We start from the raw sequence: 26,419 nt of genomic DNA, 5'->3' as shown, positions 1-26,419 counted from the left end.
TCTTTTTCTTCAAAAAAACGGCTTGCGCCCTTTCTTTCAGCCCCCCCTTTCATCGGGAAAGCGGGTGCAAAGATAGAAACTTTTCCTTTCCCTTCCAAAATATTTCAACAACTTTTTTCGAGAAAAAATGCAATTAAATAAATTGCCACTGAAAATCAGAATATTATAAAAGAGCATATTTTTGATTTTGTTTCTCAATTTTACTCAAAAGCCAATATTTTAATAAGAATCGTCATATATTGTCAATAAGCAAGGATAGTCGAATGCGTAATTATTTCCGGCATCAAACTAAAAGTAAAACTCTTGCCATTCCGATCTATTTCAATGATAAGTATGTCGGGAGTTTCCCAATCGACATATTGATTAAAAATAAATAGATATGAAAATGCAGTTTTGTATCTTTTATTTTCGAAAGCCTTTGCTATTTCATTATAATGACTGATATTCCAAAACATACACTTATCAAAGCCATTTGCATCAGTATAGCGTGTACTCTCGTCACGATACTTCATAGTTTCGGCTATAAAATGGCGATACGATTCAGTGAGTGATTTGGTATCGTGATTAAAAGAATGGTTCTGTATTCGTTTTACCACATCTCCTGCTTGAATTCCAATCTTATCTGCCGGTGAATCTGTATCAACAGAAACAATGGTTTTCAGATCGTCCATATTATAATTAATCCCCGTATAATTATATTTTAAATGGTTTACCTGATATGTACCTAAAGAGAGATTCCCCGGATAAGGAAATTTCAAAAGGATAAGAGGTAAATTCATTTCAAGATAATTTTCTAATCCATAATTAGCCGACAAACGTTCTTTTACTTCGCTTTCCCAAATCAATACCATCTCCCCCGGTTCCATAAATTTACGATCATAAAACCGATATCCAAATTCCAGATTATACATAATATCATTGATTTTCACTGCTTCTGATGGAGAATAGACAGGTATTTTCACCATTCGCTTGTTCCTCATATCGAAGCGCCACGTCGGTCGATAAGTATTCAACGTAGGTGAATTGGGATTGAATGCAGAATTGTTTTCATAGCTATAATAGGTTTGAATAATAAAATCGGGATCATTGGTATCTCTTGAAAGACCGCGTTCTGTGAGCACTGTTTCAAAAATGGCATTAATACGAGCATCAATTGCAGCCGTTTCCCCCTGAGCCGGGGCAAAATCAAATGTTAGATAATCGCTAAACTGAGCATTAGGATTGGTTGTGGTTTTTATGGGGATAAGAAAACGCCGATCTTGAACATCTTCCAAACTATAAAATGCAAATACAGAAGCCAACTGAGCCTCACTGATTGCTTTTTTCGGCCGACAATTTTTTTTGATCGTTACCCGACGAAAAGGTTGCCCGAGGTTACGAACGGCAATTTCCATTTCTTTTTCGTTTTCGTCAAACCATGACATAATTGTGGAGCGAGGTTTTAAATACGTTCCTTTTCCATTCACTTCCATAATAATATCATTTAACTTTAATCCTGCCCTTGCAGCCGGAGATCCGGGAATGATACTTCTTATAACCGGTTCATGTTCACCCCAGTTCGGATTACTGCTTATATCGAAAGAAAAACCCAAATTGCACGTTTCGATGCTTGTTTGAGCGTTAATTGCAATAATCGTCATGAAACTCAAAAAAGAAAAAATAATTTTTTTCATCCGTTTCTCGTTTTTTAAATATAGCATATCTTTTTTCAACTCTTCAACAAAACAAAGATAGGAATTTTCAACGGAGATTTATTCATGAGATTTGAATTTATATCCGGATTGCATCGATATCATCGACTGATTTTTCTGTCTTTATTTTTAATTTCTTCTCAAATTTTCAAGCTTAAGCGTAATCTTTTCACTACCTTTCGGAAATTCCAAAGGGAAATGTTCAACATTTTATTGCCGTTCAAATTTTCTGATAAAGGTGGAACAATAATCATCCTTTTTCTGAAAACTTGTGTTAACAATAACTAATTTAGATTCCTCCGACGGATTTTCCGGGCATTCCGGCCTATTTTCTATCAGATATTGTTAAAAATCAGTAGCTAAGGTTCTATTCTTCTAGTCGGGGAATAAGATTCTATTGTTTTTTGCATATAAAGTCAATATTATTAATAATGTTTATTTTTGTAAACATCCATAACAAGGATGTATTAAAAAAATACCCCGAGTGGGGTTGATTCGTTTATCTGTACAACGAGTTCTAATACCAATTTCGGTTGTTTTTGATTTCCCATTTTTAGAAGCATTACAAATGAGAAAATTAAAACGAATAAGGCAAATGCAAGGTAAACTAAACGAAAGTTCACGCAAATCTTTGAATTAAGATACGCTCTTACAAAGATTTTTTGCATCTTTGTGATACAATGTTACATTTGATAATTGAATTCACCCATCAAATAAACTTTGTGGGTAAATTGAAAATTATCTTGTAAATTTGTAAAATTGAATGTCTTATTTTTTTAAACATATATATCATGGTAGTCGATAATTTATCCAATGCAACGATTTATTTTTCCCTGCATCCGCTATTCAAAAAGGCTTTTGATTTTATTAAAACACAGGACATAGAAAAAATTGAACCGGGATCAACCCAACTTGAGGGTGATTCATTAAAAGTTTCCGTATCCGAAACAAAAATGAAAACGAAATCGGAGGCAAAACTGGAGATACATCAGAAATACATCGATATTCAAATCCCTATTAAGCAAAAAGAAACTTTCGGATGGAGCTCATCAACTCATTTGAAAAATTCTGTAAAAGGATATGATGCAATAAACGATATCGAATTTTTCAATGATGCTCCTTCGACTTATTTCACCATTTTACCCGGCGAATTTGCAATTTTTTTCCCCGAAGACGGACATGCTCCTCTTATTGGTGAAGGAGAAACAAAAAAAATCATCATAAAGGTAGCCGTAATGTAATCCCTTGAAATCAACTCTTATGCTGGAAATAATTAAAAATGACCCATGGCTTGAGCCTTATAAAGACGTAATAGAAGGTCGATACAGCTATATTATAAACAAAGAAAATCAGTTGACTCAGAACGGCAAAATCAGCTTATCCGATTTTGCAACCGGATACCTTTATTTCGGACTGCAAAAAACAAATGAGGGGTGGTATTTAAGAGAATGGGCTCCTCATGCAACGGAAATCTTTCTGATTGGGTCATTCAACGACTGGCAATGCAAAGAATCGTATCGAATGAAGCGCCTTGATCACGGCATATGGGAAATAAAAATTCCACTCGAACATATTCATCATCTCGACTATTATAAACTGTTTGTCTGTTGGGAAGGTGGGTGTGGCGAACGCATTCCGGCATGGTGCAAATGGGTAATCCAAGACAAAAATACCCACATTTTTAGCGCTCAGGTGTGGGATCCCCCATCTCCCTATCATTTCAAACACCGCCATTTTATACCCGACAAATCACCCCTATTGATTTACGAATGTCATGTAGGCATGGCTACGGAAAAAGAAAAAGTGGGGACCTACGACGAATTTCGAATTCATGTTTTGCCCCGTGTCAAAGAAAACGGATACAACGCCATTCAGGTAATGGCCATACAAGAACATCCCTACTATGGATCGTTCGGCTATCACGTTTCCAATTTCTTTGCGCCTTCTTCCCGGTTTGGAACACCGGATGAGCTGCGTAGATTGATCGATACAGCGCACGACATGGGAATTGCCGTTATTATGGATTTAGTGCATTCACATGCAGTAAAAAATGAGCTCGAAGGAATTGCCCGTATAGATGGTTCTTACGATTTGTATTTTCACAGCGATCCCAATCGCAGATACCATAAAGCATGGGACTCTCTTTGTTTCGATTACGGCAAGAACGAGGTACTGCATTTTCTCCTCTCCAATTGCAAATATTGGCTCGAAGAATTTAAATTTGATGGATTCCGTTTCGACGGAGTGACTTCCATGTTGTATTACGACCATGGATTAGGCACCGCTTTCACCAATTACGGTGATTACTACAATGGCAATCAAGATATTGATGCCATTTGTTATCTTACCCTTGCCAATAAACTCATTCATCACGTGAATACCGAAGCCGTCACTATTGCCGAAGAGGTAAGCGGAATGCCCGGTTTGGGAGTTAAACCCGAAGCAGGTGGCTACGGTTTCGATTACCGAATGGCTATGAATATCCCCGATTTCTGGATTAAAATCATCACCGAAAAGAAAGACGAAGATTGGCATCCATCAGCCATTTGGTGGGAAATGACTAACCGTCGCGCCGATGAAAAAACAATTTCGTATGCAGAATGTCACGACCAGGCATTAGTAGGCGATAAAACGATTATTTTCAGACTAATTGATGCCGACATGTATTGGCACATGTCGAAACTTGTACCCAGTACCGAAAAAGTAAATCGTGGTATAGCTCTCCATAAAATGATCCGACTGGTTACAGCTACTACCATAAATGGAGGGTATCTTAATTTCATGGGTAACGAATTTGGTCACCCGGAATGGATTGATTTTCCGCGTGAAGGTAACGGATGGTCATTCAAATATGCCCGTAGACAATGGCATTTAGTTGATGATCACAACCTGAAATATCATTATTTGGCCGATTTCGACAAAGCGATGATCAAACTCATCAAATCAGTTCCCGATTTTCAAGATACAACACTTATAAAATTGTGGGATAAAGATGGCGATAATGTGTTGGCATACTTGCGTGAAGACCTAATCTTCGTATACAATTTTCATCCTGTAAATTCATATCAAGATTACGGCATTCCCGCTCCCGAAGGAGAATATGCAATCATTTTAAATAGCGATGATATTAATTTTGGGGGTTTTGGCCTTAATGACGATAGCATTTATCATTTCACACAATATGATCCTTTATATGCGCCACACAACAAGGGATGGCTTATGCTGTATCTCCCTGCCCGTACAGCGATGGTATTAAAAAAAGTTGGAATACAAACAGAGAACACGATAATTGAACCTCATAAAGTAGACTAAAATATGAATTTATATCCCCTAAAATTTGATCCTATTCTTAAACCGGTTATCTGGGGTGGTTCGGATATCTGTAAATTCAAACGTATAACGCCTCAAATTGATTGTATCGGCGAAAGTTGGGAGATATCCGGAGTAACAGGGCACATCTCCATTATTTCAAATGGCGAGCTTGCAGGAACATCACTAGAAGAACTACTATTGAAAGAAAAAAGTCGGTTGGTTGGCGAAAAAATATATGAAAAGTATGGAAATACATTTCCTTTACTGATTAAGTTTATCGATGCTCGCGACAATCTGTCTATTCAGGTTCATCCGAACGATGAACTCGCTAAGAAAAGGCATAATTCTTTCGGAAAAACCGAAATGTGGTATGTGATTAATGCTTCGCCCGATGCATTTTTATATTCAGGTTTTGAAAAAAGCATCACACCTGAAGAATACGTCGAAAGAATAAAGAACGATACATTTATCGAAACATTAAAAAAACATTACGTAAAACCGGGAGATGTGTTTTTCATACCCGCTGGTCGGGTACATGCCATAGGCGCCGGATGTTTTATTGCCGAAATCCAGCAAACCTCAGACATTACCTATCGTATTTATGATTATAACCGAAAAGATGCTGATGGAAATCCTCGAGAATTACATACCGAATTAGCAAAAGATGCCATCGATTATACGGTGTATGATTCATATAAAACAGAATACACACCGCATCTCAATCAAGCAGTAAGACTTGTAAATTGTCCCTATTTTACCACCAATTTACTAGAAATAGATCAACCTATGACACGCTCATACAATCAACTCGACTCATTCATCATTTATATCTGTATAAAAGGCGAAAGTATGATTAAAGATAACAAAGGAAATTTCATTCCACTGCGGCAAGGTGAATCCCTTCTTATACCTGCTGATACCAATTCGGTGGAATTAATCCCATCTATAAAAACAACAATATTGGAAACTTATATTGAATAAAACACAAAAGCTATGCGAGGTATTGTATTGGTAAATGTGGGAACCCCTGCAAGCTATAAAAAAACCGATGTCCAAAAATTTATCGGTGACATGCTGTCCGATCCCTTAGTTACGGGAAAATCTGAATGGTTGTCAGATTTTTTGGCACGCAACATCATTGCCCCTCTCTCTGCCTCTAAATCAGCAGAGAAATACAAAAAAATTTGGCGTAAAGAAGATCCCCAAATATCCCCTCTTCTTTATTTCATGCAAAAACTCGCTGACGAACTGGAAGCAAAAAAAAATATCCCGGTAGAAATTGCTATGCGGTATGGAGAACCTACTTTTTCGGAAGCAATCAGTAAATTAGAAGCAAAATGTCCTCTGATACACGAACTCGTAGTTTTTCCTCTTTATCCACAATATGCACAAGCTACTACCCAGACAGCCATTGATGAAATAGGTCATACATTCTATAAACGGCCACACTCTTTTCGACTTAAAATCGTAAAACCATATTTCAATCATCCGGCTTACATCCATGCACTTGCAACTCATGCAAAACCCTATCTCGAAAATGAATTCGACAAATTGATATTGAGTTACCATAGTTTACCTCTTAGTCAAGTAGAAAAAGCATGGGAAAAAGGGAAGGAATTCGATTATGTATATCAGCTGAAAGAAACTAACCGACTTCTTTTAGATCAATTGCATATCCCTGCAAAAAACGTTGTTCTTTTATATGCATCTCAACGCGGAAGCGGATGGCTAAAACCATTTTTATCTACCGATATTAGCGGAATAGCCAAACAGGGATGGAAAAAAATCGTTGTAATGTCTCCCGGATTCCCTATTGACAACATTGAGACGCTATACGATATCGATATCGAAGCCAGAAAATTGTTCATGGAAGGAGGAGGAGAAAAATTTACCTTTATTCCTTCTCTTAACAATGATCCTTCTTTTGTAGAAGCCATCTGGAAAATTATTTCGGGAGTATAAAAACAATTTCATCTTTTACAAATTTACATTGCTTCGAGAATTGAGGACCATATTTTCATCTCTCGAATAATTAGCCGGAGAAATATAATCAAAACCACTTACGCTTTTTAAAATACCACAACATAGCCAAAGCGATAGCCACCATTATACCCCATATCATAAAATAGCCATATCTCCAATGTAATTCCGGCATATAATCGAAATTCATTCCATATACCCCGACGATAAAAGTAAGAGGAATAAAAATAACTGAAAATATGGTCAAAACAGTCATAATGTCGTTAAGCCGTGTACTCATTGAAGAATGGTATATATTCAACATATCATATAAACTTTCATGAAAATAATCCAGTATTTCCACTGTTTGATTAATATTATCGCGAAGCTCCTTATAGTGTATTCGGTTTTCCTCCCTAATAAAATCAGTATCTAACTTCATAAGCGTAATAATTACTTCCCTTGCCGGTTTTATTTCACGACTCAAGTTGTTGATTTGACGTTTTAAACTGTTGATAACTGCAAGAATTTCCTTGTCGGCATTCAAAATTAGTTGATCTTCCACATTTTCAATTTTTTCATCGAATCTTCCCAATATATAAATATAGTTATCGATAATGACATCCAATAATGCAAATAATAGATAATCTGTTCCCGATGTTCGTATTTTCGTTTTATGCTTGCGGATTCGTTCTTTAACAGGATTTAATGCATCTCCCTGCTTTTCCTGAAACGTAATCAGGAGATGTTCCATCATTATAAAGCTGATATTTTCAATCCGTATTCTATGTTCCTTATCATGAAATTCGAGCATTTTCACCGAAACAAAAATTCCATTATCGAATTCTTCGACCTGAGGCCGTAAAGAAGGATTCATTACATCCGACAAAATATAAGTTGGAATAGATAAAATTGCAGCAATTTCCGACATCAATGCTGCATTATGCAATCCATCAATATTCAGCCATGTGATAGCTTCAGAATCGCTGTAAAAACGCAATTCTTCGGCTGACTTAATTTCCACCTCTTTCACATTATCCGCATCAAAACTGATGATATTCATAAAGATCTTATCGGTTTTTTTCTCACCGCGAAATTTCAATTCGTATGGCGACAAACCAATATCTTCTTTTCGTTTTACAGGGATGTAAGTCATAAAAATCAGATTTTATGGTGACAGAATACAAATATAAACAACGTAAAGATAATTCTCTTTTATGAAAGAAAAAACCGCCTTCGTTCAAATTACGAAGGCGGTTGTTCTGCACTAGGGATGAATAATTGTCCTTTAATTCTCATCCAACAAAAGATGCATAATATCGCAAGCAGACTTTGAAACCGGAGATCCGGGTCCAAAAATCGCCGCAACACCTGCTTTATACAAAAAATCGTAATCCTGAGGAGGAATAACTCCACCGGCAATTACAATAATATCGGGACGACCAAGTTTTTTCAATTCTTCGATTACCTGAGGAATTAACGTTTTATGTCCTCCGGCTAACGACGAAACACCCAAGACGTGAACATCATTTTCCACAGCCTGTCGTGCAGCCTCTTCCGGGGTTTGAAACAACGGTCCCATATCAACATCAAATCCACAATCGGCATAACCGGTTGCTACCACCTTAGCACCACGATCATGACCATCCTGCCCCATTTTTGCTATCATGATTCTTGGCCTGCGACCTTCTTTTTTCGCAAATTTATCTGTGAGCGCACGTGCCTTCTCAAGCCATGCATCTCCTTTTGCTTCTGATGAGTACACTCCTGAAATTGTTCTTATTACTGCGTTATAACGACCTACGACTTTTTCACAAGCATACGATATTTCGCCCAAGGTAGCGCGAACACGTGCTGCTTCAATCGATAATTCCAATAAATTTCCTTCTTTGGTTTCCACACATTTGGTAATAGCATCCAAGGCTTTCTTAACCGCTTCATTATCACGGGTAGCTCTCAGACGGTTCAATCGCTCAATCTGCTGCTTACGTACTTCGGTATTATCTACCTCCAAAATATCAATAGGTTCTTCATGTTCAAGACAATACACATTGACCCCAATGATTTTTTGAATACCTGAATCGATCCGAGCCTGCATCCGTGCAGCTGCTTCCTCTATGCGCATTTTGGGAATACCCGTTTCTATGGCTTTAGCCATACCTCCCAGTTTTTCAATCTCTTGAATAAGATCCCATGCTCTATGGGCCAATTCATCGGTAAGCGTCTCCACATAATAAGACCCTGCCCATGGATCGATTTCTTTTGTAATGTAAGTTTCATCTTGCAAATATATCTGCGTGTTACGTGCAATACGAGCCGAAAAATCCGTTGGCAATGCAATTGCTTCATCCAAGGCATTCGTGTGAAGCGACTGTGTATGACCCAACGCAGCAGCCATTGCCTCAATGCACGTACGTCCTACATTATTGTATGGATCCTGAGCCGTAAGCGACCAACCGGAAGTCTGACAGTGAGTTCTCAATGCCATAGATTTAGGATTCTTTGCACCAAAACTTTTTACAATTTTAGCCCACAGCATTCGTGCCGCACGCATTTTGGCAATTTCCATAAAATGATTCATCCCTATTCCCCAAAAAAAGGAAAGCCGCGGTGCAAATGCATCAATATTGATTCCGGCATTGATACCCGTACGTAAATATTCCATACCATCAGCCAACGTATAAGCCAACTCAATATCGGCTGTTGCTCCTGCCTCCTGCATATGATAACCCGATATCGATATGGAATTAAATTTAGGCATTTTTTGGGAAGTATAAGCAAAAATATCGGCAATAATCCTCATCGAAAAATCGGGGGGATAAATATATGTGTTGCGCACCATAAATTCTTTCAAAATATCATTTTGAATAGTTCCGCTCAACTCCTCGAGTTTCGCACCTTGTTCTTGTACTGCAACAATATAAAAGGCAAGTATTGGAAGAACTGCACCATTCATTGTCATCGAAACAGACATTTTGTTCAAAGGAATGCCTTCAAACAATATCTTCATATCTTCTACCGAGCAAATAGAAACACCTGCTTTACCAACATCTCCGACAACACGTTCATTATCGGCATCGTAGCCACGATGAGTAGGCAAATCAAAAGCTACAGACAATCCTTTTTGTCCTGCTGCCAAATTGCGACGATAAAAGGCGTTCGACTCCTCTGCTGTAGAAAAGCCTGCATATTGACGAATTGTCCAAGGACGCATCACATACATTGTGGAATACGGACCACGAAGAAAAGGAGGAATCCCTGCAGCATAATTTAAATGCTCCATTTCTTCAAGATCTTCTTTTGTATATACAGGTTTTACCGGAATTTGTTCCGGCGTAAGCCAATCGGCTTTAATTTCATTTTCCTCGGCCCACTTAGCTACATCAATAGTTGTGAACCCTGCCGACTTAATGTCGATGTTTTTGAAATTCGGTTTCATAAATTTATTATTCTATCTTCCTCTTAAAAAGAGCTTTCTGTTTATTATTCAATTATTTTAGAAATTAATCTTACTCTATTCGGCGACTCACATTTGTTGAAGTTCCGAACATTTCAGATAATCGGGAACAAAACGAACACCGATACATCCCAAAGAGCATGAGAAATTATCAGCGTCACCAAATTTTTATTATACTTATAAAGCAATCCCCAAAATGTACCACAAACCAAGGCAGACATAATGAGCATAAAATTAAATGACCAAATATGCACTAGAGCATACACCAATGCAGTAACAATCAAAGCTGTCCATCCTCCGTATTTTGGTTCCAGCATACGTTGCACATAGCCACGCCAGAAGATTTCCTCAGCCGGTCCGATCAAAAAAATGAGCAAAAGACCAAGATACCATTCGTTTTCACCTTCTTTCATCAGATAGATTTTCGACACTTGATCTTGAGCAAAATCGAAAAGCAACTTAGAAAAAATGTTACCTAAATAAAATACTCCGTACAATACCGCTGCCGAACTAATACCAATAAGAAGATCTTTTATTGTGAAAGAAAAATGTTTTTGTAAATCCTTCCCGAAAAAAGCACTCATCAAAATCAACGTAACTCCCGCAATACCCATGGTTATCCAAAAGTTTACGTACTCTTTCGTCCATGGAGAAAACATCATGAACCAAAAAGCGGCAGCAACGATAATAGCAAAAATTACTTTTTTCATAATCCGGCAGCAAAAAAATTCGCTACTGCAAACAGGAAACTAAAAATTAAAACTAATTGAGCCGAATTAGCATCCAAATTTTTAATGAACTCAGGATTCTCAACTTCGGCTTTTTTCATTTGTTTTAAATTTTTCAATTCAACAGGCAATGAAAGAAAAACGATCAACGTTAAAGGATGGACCATGCCAAAAACAACCATCAGTATTACACCAACATAAGCCCCTACAGCAAGGATAAGATATTGCACTTTGGCCCTCTCCATCCCTAGTACCATGGCTTGTGTTCTGATATGAGCTTTACCATCGTCACGAATATCGCGCATATTATTGGCATGCAGAATGTTGACCACTAAAAATGCTATCGGAATATTCAGCAAAACCACATTCCACATCAACTGATTTGTCATGACAAAAGCAGTACCTAAACCAATAAGCGGTCCGTAAACAATAAAAATTACCAAATCGCCAAAGGCCGCAAACTTCAGTTTATAATAAAAAAAAGTTGCAAGCACGCCGATACCACCTATCCAAAGCAAATCGGTTCCAGTGCGGACAAAAAGAAACAATCCCAATAAAATGCCAATTGCGAGCATAACGATACCGTAATTCAAGATGGTTTTGGGGGAGAAAATTCTATCCACCAGCATTCGACTTGATCCGAAAGACTCTTTTCGATCAACGCCATATTTAAAATCGAAATAATCGCCAATCAGATTTCCGCTCGCCTGAAAAATACAAGCGCCTATAAACGCCAACACACCATAAAACCAGTTAATATCACTTGCTATTTCATTTTTCAAAAAATACACATAGGAAATAGTTACCAGTGCCGGCATGGTTGAAGCCGGAAATGACCACGGTCGGGTAGCAATAATCCAATCCGATATTTTTCTTTCTTTGCCCATGATCTATGCTATTCCCAATAACGAATTGAATGTCTTTAATGTTTCCAATACGTTACTGCGGATATGGATAAAATGCTCGATACCTTTTGCTTTCAAGTCATCCATACATTCAGGAGCACCTGCAACAACAAAAATTTCTTTTCCATTTTTTACTTGATCAAAAGCCAGAGGTGCCAGTGTTGCATATTCATCGTCACTTGAACAAAGAACAATAATATCGGCATCCTTTTCACGAGCAGCCTTAACGCCTTCTTCTACCGTATCGAAACCAAGATTATCGATAATTTCATACCCTGCACACGCAAAGAAATTCCCTGAAAATTGCGAACGGGCAAGACGCATAGCCAAATTGCCGATTGTCAACATAAATACTTTCGGCCGTTTCCCGCTCTTTTCAGTTGCCAAGCGCAAGTCATTGAACGGTTCGGCAAGACGACTTTTATTTAGTTTTTTAAGAGGAGCCACTTCAACTTTGCTACCGATGCATTCGTCTAAAAGGTTCGCTTGAAGTTTATCAACCATCGTCTCATTGAAATTAGGATACTGATTGGTACCCACCAAAATCTCCTTTCTGTTAGAGAGCGCCTTAAAACGAGCTTCGGCCGATGTATTCACCGCATCTTGAATAATACCTGCCTTCAACGCTTCATAAAAACCTTTTTCATCAGTTTCAAGGAAAAGCTTCCAAGCCTGCTCGGCCAATGCACCTGTAAGATTTTCGATGTAGTATGAACCGGCCGACGGATCGGTTATTTTGTCGAAATGCGATTCTTCTTTCAACAACAATTGCTGATTTACAGCGATGCGGTAACCAAATTCGGTGGGTACTTCAAATGTTTCATCAAATGGACGAACGGAAAGTGAGTCCACCATACCTATAATAGCAGACATAGCCTCAGTCTGCGTACGCAACATGTTTACATAAGGATCATACAGCGTTTGGTTAAACTTCGAAGTAATAGCATGAATATTCATCTTCGCAGCGCATCGACAGGTATCATCTTCTGCTCTATTGGAACAATCATGTGTACACACTGGATGGTATGCATTTACGATTTCAGCCCATAACCATCTGGCAGTACGAAATTTGGCAATTTCCATAAAATAATTGGATCCTACACCAAAATCGAACTTAATCTTTTTTGCTGCCACATCCGGTTTAATACCCTTTTCGATAAGCTTGTTCAAAATCTCATTTCCTTGAGAAAGGCTAAAACCCATTTCCTGATACAGGTAAGCGCCGGCATCGGTAAATAAATTGCCGCCAATAGAAATAGCACGATATCGCGGAAGAGGAGCTGTTATCTTTATCATCTCTACTATCTTGTCTTCCCAATCCGGATTATCGTTACCTTCTTGAAGAATACCAGAAAAAGGATTATATTCGATTGAACCAAAACAGGCCATCGGATCTAAATTCAAACCCTGTACATAATCTACAACAATCCGGGCCAATTCAACTGCATTGCCTTTTTCTGTTGTAAAATTCAACTCTACCTTGTCTGGCGCAATGCCATTTAATAGATCAGCAATATTTTTCGACGTTATATTTTCCCGGTGTATGTGAAATCCTAAAGAATTCACCCCTCTATTCAGCAAAGACGTTGCTTCTTCGTTGGCAGCATGAAAATCATCCACCTCTATTTCTCGCCGAACATACCATACATTTTCCTTTTTTGTGCCTCGTACATACGGGAACTGACCGGGCAGATTGTCCGTCCATTTCAAATCTTTGATGTCTTCAGCACGATAAAAAGGATTTACATTAAAACCTTCATTTGTTCTCCATACCATTTTTTTCTGAAAATCAGCGCCTTTCAGGTCGGTGATGATTTTCTCCATCCATTCTTCGGTGGAAACGGGTGGAAAATCAGTAAAAAGTTTCTCTCTTTGTTTACTCATAATAATTTATTACTATTTATTATTTTGGAATTCCGAAATCAATCAGTTCACGTTCAAAAAGGAAAGAAAAAATTCATTACCTCCTCAAATTCAGTCTAAAATGACTTGACAAAATTACGATAAATTGTTTAGTTAAAAAAACGTTTTTTCTTCAAGGAAATTGCATTTGAGCTCGTATCACATGAGTCAGGCATTTTTCTCTTCTTTATATATATTTATATTGGAGAAGAATTTTTTTCTTAACTGTATTATAAACCCATTTCGACCTGTTAACGCGGGTGAAAATCTTTCAGTTCGATGAGCAAATCGGCAATGCGCGAGACCACTTCCTCGGCATATTTTTGCCCCTTCTCAGCAGTAGACTTTTGGGGATTTCCAATTCCGGTATCTTCCGTAATTTCCGACCAATTTCGAGGCATCCACCCTGTTTTTTTATTCAATGATTCAATTTTCATAGGTTTTGCATTCCCCTTCCCCGCTTCTACCATTTTTACCAAATGAGGAAAATAATGAAGCATAACCGATGTTTCCTGTTCTCCGGCATGTTCATCGGGGATTTCTTCAAAAAAATCATCTTTCGGAACGATATCATACCAATCCACAAGCACAATGACAAAATCAGGATAAATACGTGCCATATCGCGAATCAAAGCTTTAAACGAATTCCCTCCATGACCGTTGATAATAACCAACTTGCGAAAGTTTTGCAGATACAATGCATCTACAATATCCAACAAAATTGCTTTTTGGGTTTCGTAACGAGCGTGAATACAAAAGGGTAAATTCCATTGTCCGGGATTTTGAGAGCCCAAATATATCGGCGGCAAAACCATACAATTAACAGCCGCCTTTTCAAAAGCTGCATTTGCACTATCGAGAGCTATTTGATGAGAAAGATAACAATCGGTAAGATATGGTAAATGATAATTGTGCGGTTCAATGGATCCCCAAGGTAAAACAACCACATCATAGTCGTGTTTTCTCACCTCACTCCACGTAATTTGTGAAGCATCTAAAAAACCATTACTCAATTTTCCGTTCATTATGCTTATTTTAAATTATTGTTCCTATTTTGACCGCTCAAAAAATCCGAGGAAAGTAAACCGTTTGAAATACAATAAAAAGTTAGACCTGAAACTGTCTTGATTCCTGTTTTGGATATAATATGTTTTCGGTGTGTAAGTACCGTATTTAAACTAATGTTCAATTTATCGGCAATTTCTTTATTGATATAACCACGTACAATGAGTTTCAGTATTTCGATTTCCCGTCCTGTAAGTATAGAGGCATTGCTTTTTTCTTGTTTTTTTTCATGAGTAATCACTTGTTGCAAATCATAAATGTCTAGTCGATCCAATTTTTTGATCTTTGGCTTCAATATCTTATTTTTTAATCTATTGTGAATAATAAGATCATTTTCGAGCGTATCAATCCAAAAGATAACGGCATAACATAAATTCTGATTGTACCAGTCGGAAATATGTCTAATGAGAATATTTTTCAAATCGTTCAACAATTCATGCGGATAGTCCTCCAAATAGGTAAGTCCTTTTTCAACATGTTCCGTAAACTGGGATTTAAACTGAAAAAATAGGCTGCGAATCATGTTCAACTCCTCGGTTTTCAATCCGCTAAGAGCCATAAAAGCATTTAAATGTTTTTCTAGATTTGGTACAGCATTCTGAAGGTAATAGTTAATGGTTTGCATAAAATAATTGACGACAGGCTCAATATCAAATGACATCAATTTATTTTTCGGCAAATAAGCTTCGTCTATATACACATTAAAAACAGTGACTATCAGATCGGAACTCAGCCCATTTTGCGAACAAATTTCGTCAATGGTTTTGTTCCCGACTCCCAAAAAAATACCAAACCGATTTGCAATAGGGATCAATTCGCAATGTTGCTCAAGAACGTCAGCCAATACCGAATCTCTTGCGATAGCCGTCATAAAATAAATTTTAGAAAAAAGTTGGGAGAATTTATGACTTACATATATTCATCCCAACGTTTTATTTCGATATCATCAAGATCCAGTTTGCAAAAAGCATGAATAAAAGCACTTGCCAAACGGGTATTGGTAATGAGAGGAACATTAAAATCTATAGCAGCACGACGAATATAATAGCCGTTTTTCAATTCTCCGGGTGTCAAGTTTTTGGGAATATTTACTATCAAATCGATCTGTCTGTTTTGAATAAGTTCCACAGCACTCGGACTTTTATTATCACTTGGCCAATAGACCAATGTTGCCGGGATGCCATTTTCTTCCAAAAACTTTTGCGATCCGGCAGTTGCATACAAATTGAAGCCCTTTTCGTAAAGCAATCTTGCCGACTCGAGTAAATCGGCTTTTGATTTGGCCGGACCGGTAGAAAACAATACATTTTTTTTCGGAATCGTGTATCCAACAGACAACATTGCCGTAAGCAACGCCGTATGAAAATCGTCGCCAAGACACCCCACTTCCCCTGTAGAGGCCATATCCACCCCTAAAACAGGATCAGCTTTCTGAAGGCGCGAAAAAGAAAACTGCGAAGCTTTAATCCCGACATAATCCAAATCGAAAGCACTTTTGTTGGGTTTTTCCACATTCAACCCCAACATTATTCTTGTTGCAAGTTCTATAAAATTGATTTTCAGAACTTTCGACACAAAGGGAAATGACCGTGAAGCACGAAGATTACACTCGATAACCATGATATGGTTATCTTTCGCCAAATATTGAATATTAAACGGACCCGATATATTCAATGCTTTTGCAATTTGACGCGAAATCTTCTTGATTTTTCTGGCCGTTTCGACATACAATCGCTGAGGAGGAAACTGAATAGTAGCATCGCCGGAGTGCACGCCGGCATATTCCACGTGTTCAGAAATGGCATAAGTGATGATTTCGCCTTTATCGGCAACCGCATCAAACTCAATTTCTTTCGCATTCTGAATAAAAGAACTCACCACCACAGGATACTGTTTGGATACATCAGCTGCCAACTGAAGGAAGTTTTCCAATTCTTCATCATTTGAACACACATTCATGGCAGCCCCTGATAGCACATAAGATGGGCGAACCAATACAGGATAGCCGACTTCCTCCACAAACTGATGAATATCTTCCAATGAGGTCAATTCGCGCCAACGAGGCTGATCAATTCTAAGTTCATCCAACATACTGGAAAACTTATGACGATCTTCCGCATTATCGATGCTTTTTGCAGGCGTACCTAAAATGTTCACACCTGCTTTATCCAGCCTGACAGCCAGATTATTGGGTATTTGTCCGCCCACGGAAATGATTACTCCATACGGATTTTCAAGTTCAACAATATCCATAACCCGTTCAAATGTAAGCTCGTCAAAATAAAGACGGTCGCACATATCATAATCTGTGGATACTGTTTCTGGATTATAATTAATCATTACTGATCGATAACCCTCCTTACGAACCGTATTCAACGCATTCACCGAACACCAATCGAATTCTACCGAAGAACCAATGCGATAAGCACCCGAGCCCAATACGATTACGGAACGCCGATCACCCAAATATTGGATATCATTCTCCATTCCATTGTATGTCAAATACAGGTAGTTAGTTTGCGCAGGATATTCGGCAGCCAACGTATCAATCTGTTTCACAACCGGTACGATACCCCGTTTTTTACGATACTGACGAATAACTTCCTGACTTCCTTCATCCAACTTCTCTTTCCAGATGGCACGCGCAATCTGAAAATCGGAAAAACCCTGTTGTTTTGCCATTTTTAATAATTCATCGAAAGAAGGATTACTATCTTTTTTAAAATCGATTGAATCAGGAAACAATTTTTCTAATTCTTCAGCAGTTTCGATAATGTGATACAATTTATAAAGAAACCATTTGTCGATTTTTGTCAAATTGTGAATCTGATCGATGGTATAACCTTTACGAAAAGCTTTGCTAATAACAAAAATACGCTGATCGGTAGGTTCATGAAGGGCTTTATCGATATCGTCAATTTTCAGTTCTTTATTTTCAACAAACCCATGCATACCGAGTCCAATCATACGTAATCCTTTTTGAATGGCTTCCTCAAATGTACGCCCGATGGCCATAATTTCACCCACCGACTTCATGCTCGATCCAATCTCTTTTGAAACCCCATTGAATTTTCCCAAATCCCAACGAGGAATTTTTACAACGATATAATCTAAGGCTGGTTCAAAAAATGCACTCGTGGATTTGGTAACCGAATTTTTCAAATCAAAAAGTCCGTATCCCAAACCCAGTTTTGCTGCTACAAAAGCCAGCGGATATCCGGTTGCTTTGGAAGCTAAAGCCGATGACCGACTAAGACGTGCATTTACTTCTATTACCCGATAATCTTCCGATTCAGGATCAAGAGCAAATTGGACGTTACATTCGCCAATAATACCAATATGCCGGATAATGCGAATGGATAACTCACGCAATTTTTGAAATTCCGAATTAGTAAGCGTTTGAGAAGGTGCCACGACAATACTTTCACCGGTATGAATACCTAGAGGATCGAAATTCTCCATATTGCAAACCGTAATGCAATTATCGTATTTATCTCGTACAACTTCATATTCAATCTCTTTCCAACCCTTCAACGATTTTTCGATAAGCAATTGATTTGAATATGCAAATGCTTTCCCTGCAAGCGCTTTCAATTCCTCATCGCTGTTGCAAAAACCGGAACCTAATCCTCCCAACGCATAAGCCGCACGAACAATAATGGGATAGCCGAGCGAGTGTGCAGCCTTCAAAGCATCATCGACGGTACTCACAGCCATACTTTTTATGGTCTTTACCCCGATTTGATCCAGCTTTTTCACAAAAAGGTCTCGGTCTTCCGTTTCCATAATAGCCTGAACTGGCGTTCCTAAAACCTTAACATTATACTTATCAAGTATCCCTTTTTCATACAAGGCAACTCCACAATTTAACGCCGTCTGACCACCAAAGGAAAGTAAGATACCGTCGGGCCTTTCGCGGGCTATCACCTTTTCAACAAAATAAGGCGTAACTGGTAAGAAATAGATTTTGTCTGCAGAACCTTCCGATGTTTGTACTGTGGCTATATTGGGGTTGATCAATATAGTTTCGATCCCTTCTTCGCGCAATGCTTTTAAGGCTTGAGAACCCGAATAATCAAATTCACCTGCTTCTCCGATCTTCAAGGCACCTGAACCTAAAATAAGAACTCTCTGAATGCTTAAATCCCTTTTGGTCAGATTTGCAGACTCTAAAGTAGAAGCCTCATTAATAGAGGATTTGGTTATATCTGTCATAGTATATATTGTTTCTTTTCTTTGTGCACGTTTATTTAAAATCTTTCTTTAGTTTACCTTGAAAAATTACAGCATTTCTACAAAATCATGAAAAAAGAATTCAGTATCCGTTGGTCCTGCCGCTGCCTCAGGGTGGAACTGTACGGAACTAAATAGTTTTGTTTTATGCCGAATACCCTCATTCGTGCCATCGTTCATGTTAATAAAATAGGGTTCCCACTCCTCACCCAAAAAATCCTGATCAACTACATACCCGTGATTTTGAGAAGTTATATAACAAATGTTCGTACCTAATTTACGCACAGGTTGATTAAGGCTTCGGTGTCCATATTTCATTTTGTATATTTTAGCTCCTGCTGCTTTCGAGAGAAGATGATTTCCTAAGCAAATGCCAAAAATCGGTTTATCCAACTTCATTGCTTCGCGAATATGGTCAACGGTAATTTCACAATAATCGGGATTCCCCGGACCATTGGAAATGAGCAAGCCATCGTAATGTATTTGATTAAAATCATAATCCCATGGCACACGAATAAGGTCGACTTTCAGCTTAATAAGCTCTCTTATGATGCTTAATTTGACTCCGCAATCAACCAATACCACTTTTTTCGTTCCATAGTTATATTCAATAACTTCTTTACAGCTTACCTTCGCTACAAGATTTTCTCCGGCAGGGTCATAATAATCTACTTCCTCTGCATCATCATAAACAATTTTCCCTAACATCGATCCTTTTTCGCGAAGTATTTTCGTCAACATGCGCGTGTCAATCCCATAAATTCCGGGAATGTTTTCTTCTTTCATCCAATCTCCCAAACTTTTTACCGCATTCCAATGAGAATATTCGTGAGAATAATCCTGCACGATAAGGCCCCTGACATGAATACGGTCAGATTCAAAAAAATCGGAAATTCCGTTGGTCTTGCTGTTTGCAGGGACGCCGTAATTTCCGATTATTGGATAGGTAAGGGTAAGAATTTGTCCTTCGTATGATGGGTCTGTTAAACTTTCGGGATAACCGACCATTGCGGTATTGAAAACTACTTCTCCCGATGTTGCTTTTTCTGCACCAAAAGATTTTCCCTGAAAGACCATTCCGTTTTCAAGGATCAATCGCACAGGTTTGCCTCGATACATAGTGCGTATTTTATTTTTAATTTGATTATTGTCTGATATTAGGGTACAAAGGTAGAAAAAAATTTTCAAAAAGCAATTTCTCAATCATAAAGAAAATCGCTTGCCTTCTCTTAAAAAAGCCTCATATTTTTTTTTGTTAAAAACATAATAATACGCTCCCCGTTTGGAAGAAGACTTGTCTTTTTCTTCCTGCTTATCGAGGATATTCATGGAAACAATCTTTTTGCGAAAATTCCGTTTATCTATAGGCATCTGATAAATAGCTTCATAAAGATCCTGTAAAGCAGGTAATGTGAATTTTTTATCAAAAAAATGAAAGATAATAGGTTGCATGGAAACTTTGTATCGAAGCAGTGTCAATGCATCATTTACCATTTGATTATGATCGAAAACAAGAGGTGGAAGTTCGCGAATATTTACCCACCGCGCATCATATTTTGCAGCCAAGCTTGTATCGAACTCTTCTAATCGAACCAATGCATAGAAAGCCACTGAAATCACGCGACCACCGATATCGCGATTTATTTCCCCATAAGCTTTCACCTGTTCCATATAAACTCCTTTTTGCTGTGTATACCGAAAAAGAACTTTTTCTGCCGCTTCATTCAGGCTTTCATTATCTTCCACAAATCCCCCCATCAAAGACCATTCTCCCTTAAGAGGTTCCATCGGACGTCGCGTGAGCAAAATATGAAGCTCTTTATCTTTAAAACCAAAAATAATGCAATCGACTGCAACCAAAAAAGTTGGGTTTTCCAAATAATAATCTGCATTCATCATAGGTATAGGTATAAGAATTGGAAAAAGGAGAAGTCGAAAATTACTTTACAAACTTTCAACTCCTCCGGTAACTTGTTTACTAATTATAATTTTCGTGCCCCATCGCTAATAACAACATCATACACTTTCGGCTCATAACCAAATTTATTTTTGAATTGAGTGTTGGCTTCTTCAATAAATTTATCGTGCAATTCATCTTTTACCAAATTAATGGTACATCCCCCAAAACCGCCTCCCATCACACGTGAACCCGTTACTCCGCTTTTTTTGGCAATATCGTTAAGAAAATCGAGCTCTTCGCAACTAACCTCATATAATTTACTCATCCCTTCGTGAGTTTCATACATCTTTTTGCCAACAGTTTCATAATCGCCTTTTTTTAATGCATCCGATACATCCAGAACACGTTGTGTTTCTTCGATTACATATTTTGCTCGCATATAATCTTCCTCAGTGATCACATTTTTGACTTCATCGAGCATATTCATATCAGCATCACGAAGAAATTGCACTTCAGGATGATTCTTACGAATGGCCGCAGCAGCACGTTCGCATGATTCACGACGTTTATTGTATGCCGACGAAGCCAATTCATGTTTCACCTGCGTATCCAACAATACCAACTTATATCCTTGTGGATCAAACGGGAAATATTCATATTCCATGGTTTTGCAATCCAGTCGAACCAAATGGCCCTTTTTCCCAAAAAGCGAAATGAATTGATCCATGATGCCACATTTCACTCCCACATAATGATGTTCGGTTGCCTGCCCAATTTTAGCCAATTCGAATTTATCGATACCCAGATTCAACATATCGTTCAACGCATAAGCATAGGTGCTTTCCAAAGCAGCCGATGAAGACATTCCTGCTCCAAGGGGAACATTACCTGAAAAAACAGTATCAAATCCTTCAACTTTCCCACCTCGTTTAATAATTTCCCGGCAAACTCCAAAAATATATTTTGCCCACCCTTCATTCGGAATATCCTCCTCATTTAATCCAAATTCCGAATATTCGGAAAGATCGAGCGCATAAGCTCTAACTTTGTCTGTTCCGTTTAAATGGATGGCAGCTGTAATCCCTTTATCTACAGCACCCGGAAAAACAAAACTGCCATTATAATCGGTATGTTCTCCGATAAGGTTTATACGGCCGGGAGCCGTATAAACCTCAGGTGTTTCTTTCCCAAATTTTTCCTGATATAAAATAATGATTTCTTCTTTTGTCATCTTCAACCTTCTTATTAATTTATTGTTAGCATTTATTTTCCTTGTTCATCAGCGGAAATATTACCTGATGCTGCTCATACAGAGAGCTTTTCGTCTTCGGTTTGGATAGTTGCATTTATATTTTTCGATCCGATTAATGCATAATATAATAAATAAGCCAAACCGATAAAAATCACCCAATAGCTCGGAATATAACCTGCTATATCGGCTACTCTTCCCTGAAGAACAGGCAGAATACCACCACCGCAAACTAAAGCCATAAAAATACCCGATGCAGCAGCCGTATATTTACCCAATCCCTCTACCGCGAGATTAAAAATACTTCCCCACATAATAGAAGTGCAAAGGCCGACCAATACAATAAACATGGCATTAATAGGCACTTCAGCTAATCCGAAAGAGAGAGCCCCTGTACTCGATCGTAAAAGAACCGGCAGTGAAACCACTGAAGTTTGTGGAGAAAAAATTGCTAAAGCGATCAAAATCAATCCAACAAAGGAAGCAAAGCCCAGCATTTTCCTACTGGATATTTTGCTTCCAAATGAAGCACCCAACAACCGGCCAATCAACATAAGAAACCAATAGGTACCTGCAACAAAACCGGCAGTAGTCTTCCCAACAGGAGTATCTGACAACCAAAGAATCAAAAGTCCGGGTGTGCCCACTTCAACTCCAACATAAATAAAAATAGCTACAGCGCCTAATATAAAATGCCGAAATTGTAAGGCACCAGACATTAATTGCTTAAGAGATTCCGATGTTTTTTGTGCATGTGGCTCAGGAATATCTACAAACAGAAGAACAAAAAATATAACGGCAAAAACGCCCATTGCAATATACATAACCGGAAAAACATCGGAGATATTTGCTTTTGCGGCATCACCAATTAAGACACCTACAAATGCCGGAGTAAAGGTAGCCATCACCGAATTAAATGAACCTCCGATTTGGATCAGCTGATTCCCTTTATTTCCACCTCCACCAAGCGTATTCAACATGGGGTTTACCACAATATTCAATAAACACATTGAAAAACCGGCTACGAAAGCGCCAAGAAGATAAACGCCAAAAGCCGATGTTTGAGGAGCATGACCGGAAAGGAATTGAATAAATACGCCTACAAAACCAACAGCGATAGCTATTAAAGCTGTCTTTTTGTATCCCAATTTCTGTAAAAGAATTCCTCCGGGTATCCCCATAACTGCATAAGCAATAAAGTTGGCTGCATTTCCCAACAATCCCTGGAAATTGGAAGCACCAAATTGTTCTTTTAGTACCTGCCCCATCGGTGCCGCTAAATTGGTGACAAACGATATCATTCCAAAAAGAATGATCATCATGATTATCGGCACAAGATTACTCTTTCTCTCATTAGTTGTAGTATTCATACTTTTTACTTATTATTTAAATTGTTTGCTATAAAAAATAATTCCTTTTCACGAGTTTTATACCAAGAATTTGTATGTCGTTCTCGATCTGAAAATTGTCCCGGGACGCAAGACAACAGACGGATATTCCGGATGATGAATACTGTCGGGGTAATGTTGTGTTTCAAAACAAACCGCAGAACGTTTGGGATAGCGTTGACCGTTTTTCCCAACAAAATTTCCCGTCATCCAATTTCCTGTATATAACTGAATTCCCGGCTGAGAAGTGAAGATTTCCATTTTTATACCGGTTTTTGGCGATTCGCATACACCTGCAAAAACGTAATCATCTTCATTTTCTTTATTAATTATATAATTATGATCATAACCATTTCCGAAAATCAATTGTTGAAAATCATCATCAATTCTTTCACCTATAGCATGAGCTACCGTAAAATCCATAGGCGTTCCAACAACCGGTTCGGGCTTTCCATATGGAATAGCTGTTTCGTCTGTGGGAAGATACTCATCGGCAATTAATTTTAAAATATGATCTCCGATATATGGATCTCCTGCTCCCGAAAGATTAAAGTAAGAATGATTGGTAAGATTTAAAATAGTCGGTTTATCGGTTTCCGCTTCATAATAAATATCCAATGCATTATCGTCCGTTAAAACATACGTTACTGTCACACTTAAATTTCCCGGATATCCTTCTTCACCATCTACCGACAAATAAAAAAGTTTGATCGAGCTATCGGAAATCTCTTTGACGTCCCACACAACCGCATTGAAACCTTTTATACCTCCATGCAAGTGATTGGGACCGTTGTTAATGGCCAGCGTATATTCTTTCCCATCGAGTGTAAATTTACCTTTGGCAATACGATTAGCCACTCTACCACAAACAGCTCCAAAATAGGGCTCTTCTGAAGTCAAATAATCATCAATGGTTTGATGACCTGTTACTACATCGGTTAATGTACCGTTTTTATCGGGTACCATCAACGAAACAATCTTTGCACCGTAATTGGTCACGGCAACTTCGCATCCATTCTTGTTGGTAAGAATGTATAATCCGGTTTGCTTTCCGTCTACATTTTTTTCAAAAGCATCTAAAAGCAAACCGGATTTACTCCTTGTTTTCTCTACATTCATATTTTTCCGGTGTATAAATAAAAGATGATGAAGATTGGATTTTTTTATAAAATTCGTGTAAAAATAACACATCCTTTTCTCCCAGCCTAATAAAAAGATATGTTATAAAACATAATCTCTTTCCTCTTTCCTTCATCCTTTACATGTTTTGTTTGATTAATTGATAATTCATATATTGACAATTTCCTTATCTGCTAAAAAACTTTATTCTTTATCTTTTATATTTTTGGTTATCAACACTTTATTGACTTTATTGCCATCCACTTCCATAATTTCGAATTCCGTATCGTTATAGATAAATTTATCTCCCACCTGAGGTATCTTGTTTATATTGGCTAAAACAAAACCCGCAACGGTTGAATAATCGATCGATTCGAAATCGATAACGAAATCATCAATAAATAAGGTAAGCAATTCAAGGGGCGCTTCACCATTGATTAAAGCAGAATTTTCGCTTTGCATATAGATATCGGGTTCTTCGTTTTCATCCTCGTCGGCAATAGGTCCTACCAAAGTTTCCATTATGTCATGTAAGGTGATAATGCCATCTACACTTCCATATTCATCAATTACAACACCGATAGATTTATGACTATTTCTAAACATTTCAAGTACTTTTTGAGCACGCAAGGTTGACGGAAAAATTAAAGGCTCCTGAATCAACTCATGAATGGAAAAATCGCTATTCTTGTGCAATGCATACAAGAACTCCTTAATAGAAATAATACCGACAAAATCGTCCAATTTTTTGTTACAAGCCAGTACCCGGCTATGTTTACAATTTAAAAGATCCCGAACAACTTCATCTTTGGATTTCGATATATCTACCCATTCTATATCGGTACGATGTGTCATTAAGTGTTTGGCTCGTTTATCGGAAAAATAAAAAACCTGTTCATGTATAATATTTTCTTCTTTTTCGATAATCCCTTCTTTTGAAGCTGTTTTCAACATAGCCCTGAGTTCCATTTCCGACACCGTATCTTTTTTGGGTTTCAAACCGATTACTTTATTGAAAAATCCGGTTGAAGCAGCCAAAAATTGCACAAACGGATAAAAAATGATGCTTATGACGTAAATGGGTCTCGAAACCACAATGGATACCTTTTCAGGATTATTCAGAGCGATGGTTTTCGGCACTAATTCACCAATAACAATAGACACATACGTAATCAAAAAAACAACAACCCCAACAGCTATGGTTTCGGCGTAGGGAGCACTCCATGCAAATTTTTGAAAAAAAGGCACAACATCAGCTGCCAGTGTAGTTCCACCATATGCTCCGTTCACAATACCGATAAGTGTGATCCCCACTTGTACAGCCGAAAGAAAATTGTCAGGATTTGCTCGGAGTTTGAGGGCCGTTTCAGCACCTTTACTCCCTTTTTTTCTTTCTGCTTCAAGTTTTGTTTTTTTGCTCGATACTACCGCTATCTCCGACAAAGCAAAAAAACCATTTAAAATAATGAGAAGCAGAATAATAAATACCTCAACCATTACCTCTTCACTTG

19 protein-coding genes are annotated in these 26,419 nt (G+C 38.0%); 4 read left to right on the top strand and 15 right to left on the bottom strand.

Translation table 11 applies throughout. The features are described from left to right. Positions 1-242: 242 nt before the first annotated feature. Positions 243-1,673: a PDZ domain-containing protein gene (locus OLM34_RS06855; RefSeq protein ID WP_264406155.1), complete on the bottom strand. Its 1,431-nt coding sequence runs from the start codon at positions 1,671-1,673 to the stop codon at positions 243-245. 809 nt (positions 1,674-2,482) lie between these two features. Between OLM34_RS06855 and OLM34_RS06850 the strand changes: the two genes are divergently transcribed. From OLM34_RS06850 to hemH, 4 genes are read left to right on the top strand one after another with little or no spacing between them, the layout of a single operon-like run. Further along, on the top strand, positions 2,483-2,932 hold the full coding sequence (locus OLM34_RS06850; RefSeq protein ID WP_264406153.1) for a NanQ anomerase/TabA/YiaL family protein: 450 nt from the start codon (positions 2,483-2,485) through the stop codon (positions 2,930-2,932). A gap of 19 nt (positions 2,933-2,951) precedes the next feature. Next, positions 2,952-5,003 carry an alpha amylase C-terminal domain-containing protein gene (locus OLM34_RS06845; protein WP_264406152.1) on the top strand — a complete coding sequence of 684 codons (2,052 nt, stop codon included), beginning with the start codon at positions 2,952-2,954 and terminating at the stop codon, positions 5,001-5,003. 3 nt (positions 5,004-5,006) lie between these two features. After that, positions 5,007-5,984, top strand: coding sequence for a type I phosphomannose isomerase catalytic subunit (locus OLM34_RS06840; RefSeq protein ID WP_264406150.1), 978 nt, complete (start codon positions 5,007-5,009; stop codon positions 5,982-5,984). A 12-nt stretch (positions 5,985-5,996) separates the two neighbouring features. Beyond that, the gene (gene hemH / locus OLM34_RS06835) at positions 5,997-6,965 is read left to right on the top strand and encodes a ferrochelatase (protein ID WP_264406148.1); all 969 of its coding nucleotides are present in this window, start codon (positions 5,997-5,999) and stop codon (positions 6,963-6,965) included. Between the two features lie 88 nt (positions 6,966-7,053). On the opposite strand, the gene corA is transcribed toward hemH, so the two are convergent. The 14 genes from corA to OLM34_RS06765 form a co-directional block, all read right to left on the bottom strand. Then, entirely contained in the window at positions 7,054-8,118 is a 1,065-nt protein-coding gene (gene corA, locus OLM34_RS06830; protein WP_264406146.1) for a magnesium/cobalt transporter CorA, read from the bottom strand. Between the two features lie 132 nt (positions 8,119-8,250). After that, a complete protein-coding gene (gene scpA / locus OLM34_RS06825) occupies positions 8,251-10,401 on the bottom strand; it encodes a methylmalonyl-CoA mutase (protein ID WP_264406144.1) in 2,151 nt (716 codons plus the stop codon). 113 nt (positions 10,402-10,514) lie between these two features. Then, positions 10,515-11,129, bottom strand: coding sequence for a CPBP family intramembrane glutamic endopeptidase (locus OLM34_RS06820; protein WP_264406142.1), 615 nt, complete (start codon positions 11,127-11,129; stop codon positions 10,515-10,517). Next, positions 11,126-12,034 (bottom strand): prenyltransferase, encoded by a 909-nt coding sequence (locus OLM34_RS06815; RefSeq protein ID WP_264406139.1) that lies wholly within the window; start codon positions 12,032-12,034, stop codon positions 11,126-11,128. Before OLM34_RS06815 ends, OLM34_RS06820 begins: the two co-directional genes overlap by 4 nt. Positions 12,035-12,037: 3 nt before the next feature. Beyond that, positions 12,038-13,936, bottom strand: a complete 1,899-nt coding sequence (locus OLM34_RS06810) for a methylmalonyl-CoA mutase family protein (RefSeq protein ID WP_264406138.1) — start codon at positions 13,934-13,936, stop codon at positions 12,038-12,040. Positions 13,937-14,205: 269 nt separating this feature from the next. Further along, positions 14,206-14,979, bottom strand: a complete 774-nt coding sequence (locus OLM34_RS06805; RefSeq protein ID WP_264406137.1) for a creatininase family protein — start codon at positions 14,977-14,979, stop codon at positions 14,206-14,208. A 5-nt stretch (positions 14,980-14,984) separates the two neighbouring features. Continuing rightward, on the bottom strand, positions 14,985-15,890 hold the full coding sequence (locus OLM34_RS06800; protein ID WP_264406135.1) for a helix-turn-helix domain-containing protein: 906 nt from the start codon (positions 15,888-15,890) through the stop codon (positions 14,985-14,987). A gap of 38 nt (positions 15,891-15,928) precedes the next feature. Continuing rightward, a complete protein-coding gene (gene carB, locus OLM34_RS06795; protein WP_264406133.1) occupies positions 15,929-19,234 on the bottom strand; it encodes a carbamoyl-phosphate synthase (glutamine-hydrolyzing) large subunit in 3,306 nt (1,101 codons plus the stop codon). Positions 19,235-19,300: 66 nt separating this feature from the next. Beyond that, the gene (carA, locus tag OLM34_RS06790; RefSeq protein ID WP_264406131.1) at positions 19,301-20,371 is read right to left on the bottom strand and encodes a glutamine-hydrolyzing carbamoyl-phosphate synthase small subunit; all 1,071 of its coding nucleotides are present in this window, start codon (positions 20,369-20,371) and stop codon (positions 19,301-19,303) included. 84 nt (positions 20,372-20,455) lie between these two features. Further along, on the bottom strand, positions 20,456-21,148 hold the full coding sequence (locus OLM34_RS06785) for an NUDIX hydrolase (RefSeq protein WP_264406161.1): 693 nt from the start codon (positions 21,146-21,148) through the stop codon (positions 20,456-20,458). Between the two features lie 86 nt (positions 21,149-21,234). After that, the gene (galK, locus tag OLM34_RS06780) at positions 21,235-22,383 is read right to left on the bottom strand and encodes a galactokinase (RefSeq protein WP_264406129.1); all 1,149 of its coding nucleotides are present in this window, start codon (positions 22,381-22,383) and stop codon (positions 21,235-21,237) included. A gap of 74 nt (positions 22,384-22,457) precedes the next feature. Next, positions 22,458-23,771 (bottom strand): MFS transporter, encoded by a 1,314-nt coding sequence (locus OLM34_RS06775; protein WP_264406127.1) that lies wholly within the window; start codon positions 23,769-23,771, stop codon positions 22,458-22,460. 57 nt (positions 23,772-23,828) lie between these two features. Beyond that, on the bottom strand, positions 23,829-24,908 hold the full coding sequence (locus tag OLM34_RS06770; RefSeq protein ID WP_264406125.1) for an aldose epimerase family protein: 1,080 nt from the start codon (positions 24,906-24,908) through the stop codon (positions 23,829-23,831). 204 nt (positions 24,909-25,112) lie between these two features. Continuing rightward, positions 25,113-26,405, bottom strand: coding sequence for a hemolysin family protein (locus tag OLM34_RS06765; protein WP_264406123.1), 1,293 nt, complete (start codon positions 26,403-26,405; stop codon positions 25,113-25,115). Positions 26,406-26,419 lie beyond the last annotated feature (14 nt).

Source organism: Anaerorudis cellulosivorans, from assembly GCF_025943985.1.
Lineage (GTDB): Bacteria > Bacteroidota > Bacteroidia > Bacteroidales > Dysgonomonadaceae > Anaerorudis > Anaerorudis cellulosivorans.
The sequence above is the reverse complement of the archived record's forward strand: the minus strand, read 5'-3'. Positions and strand labels throughout refer to the sequence as shown.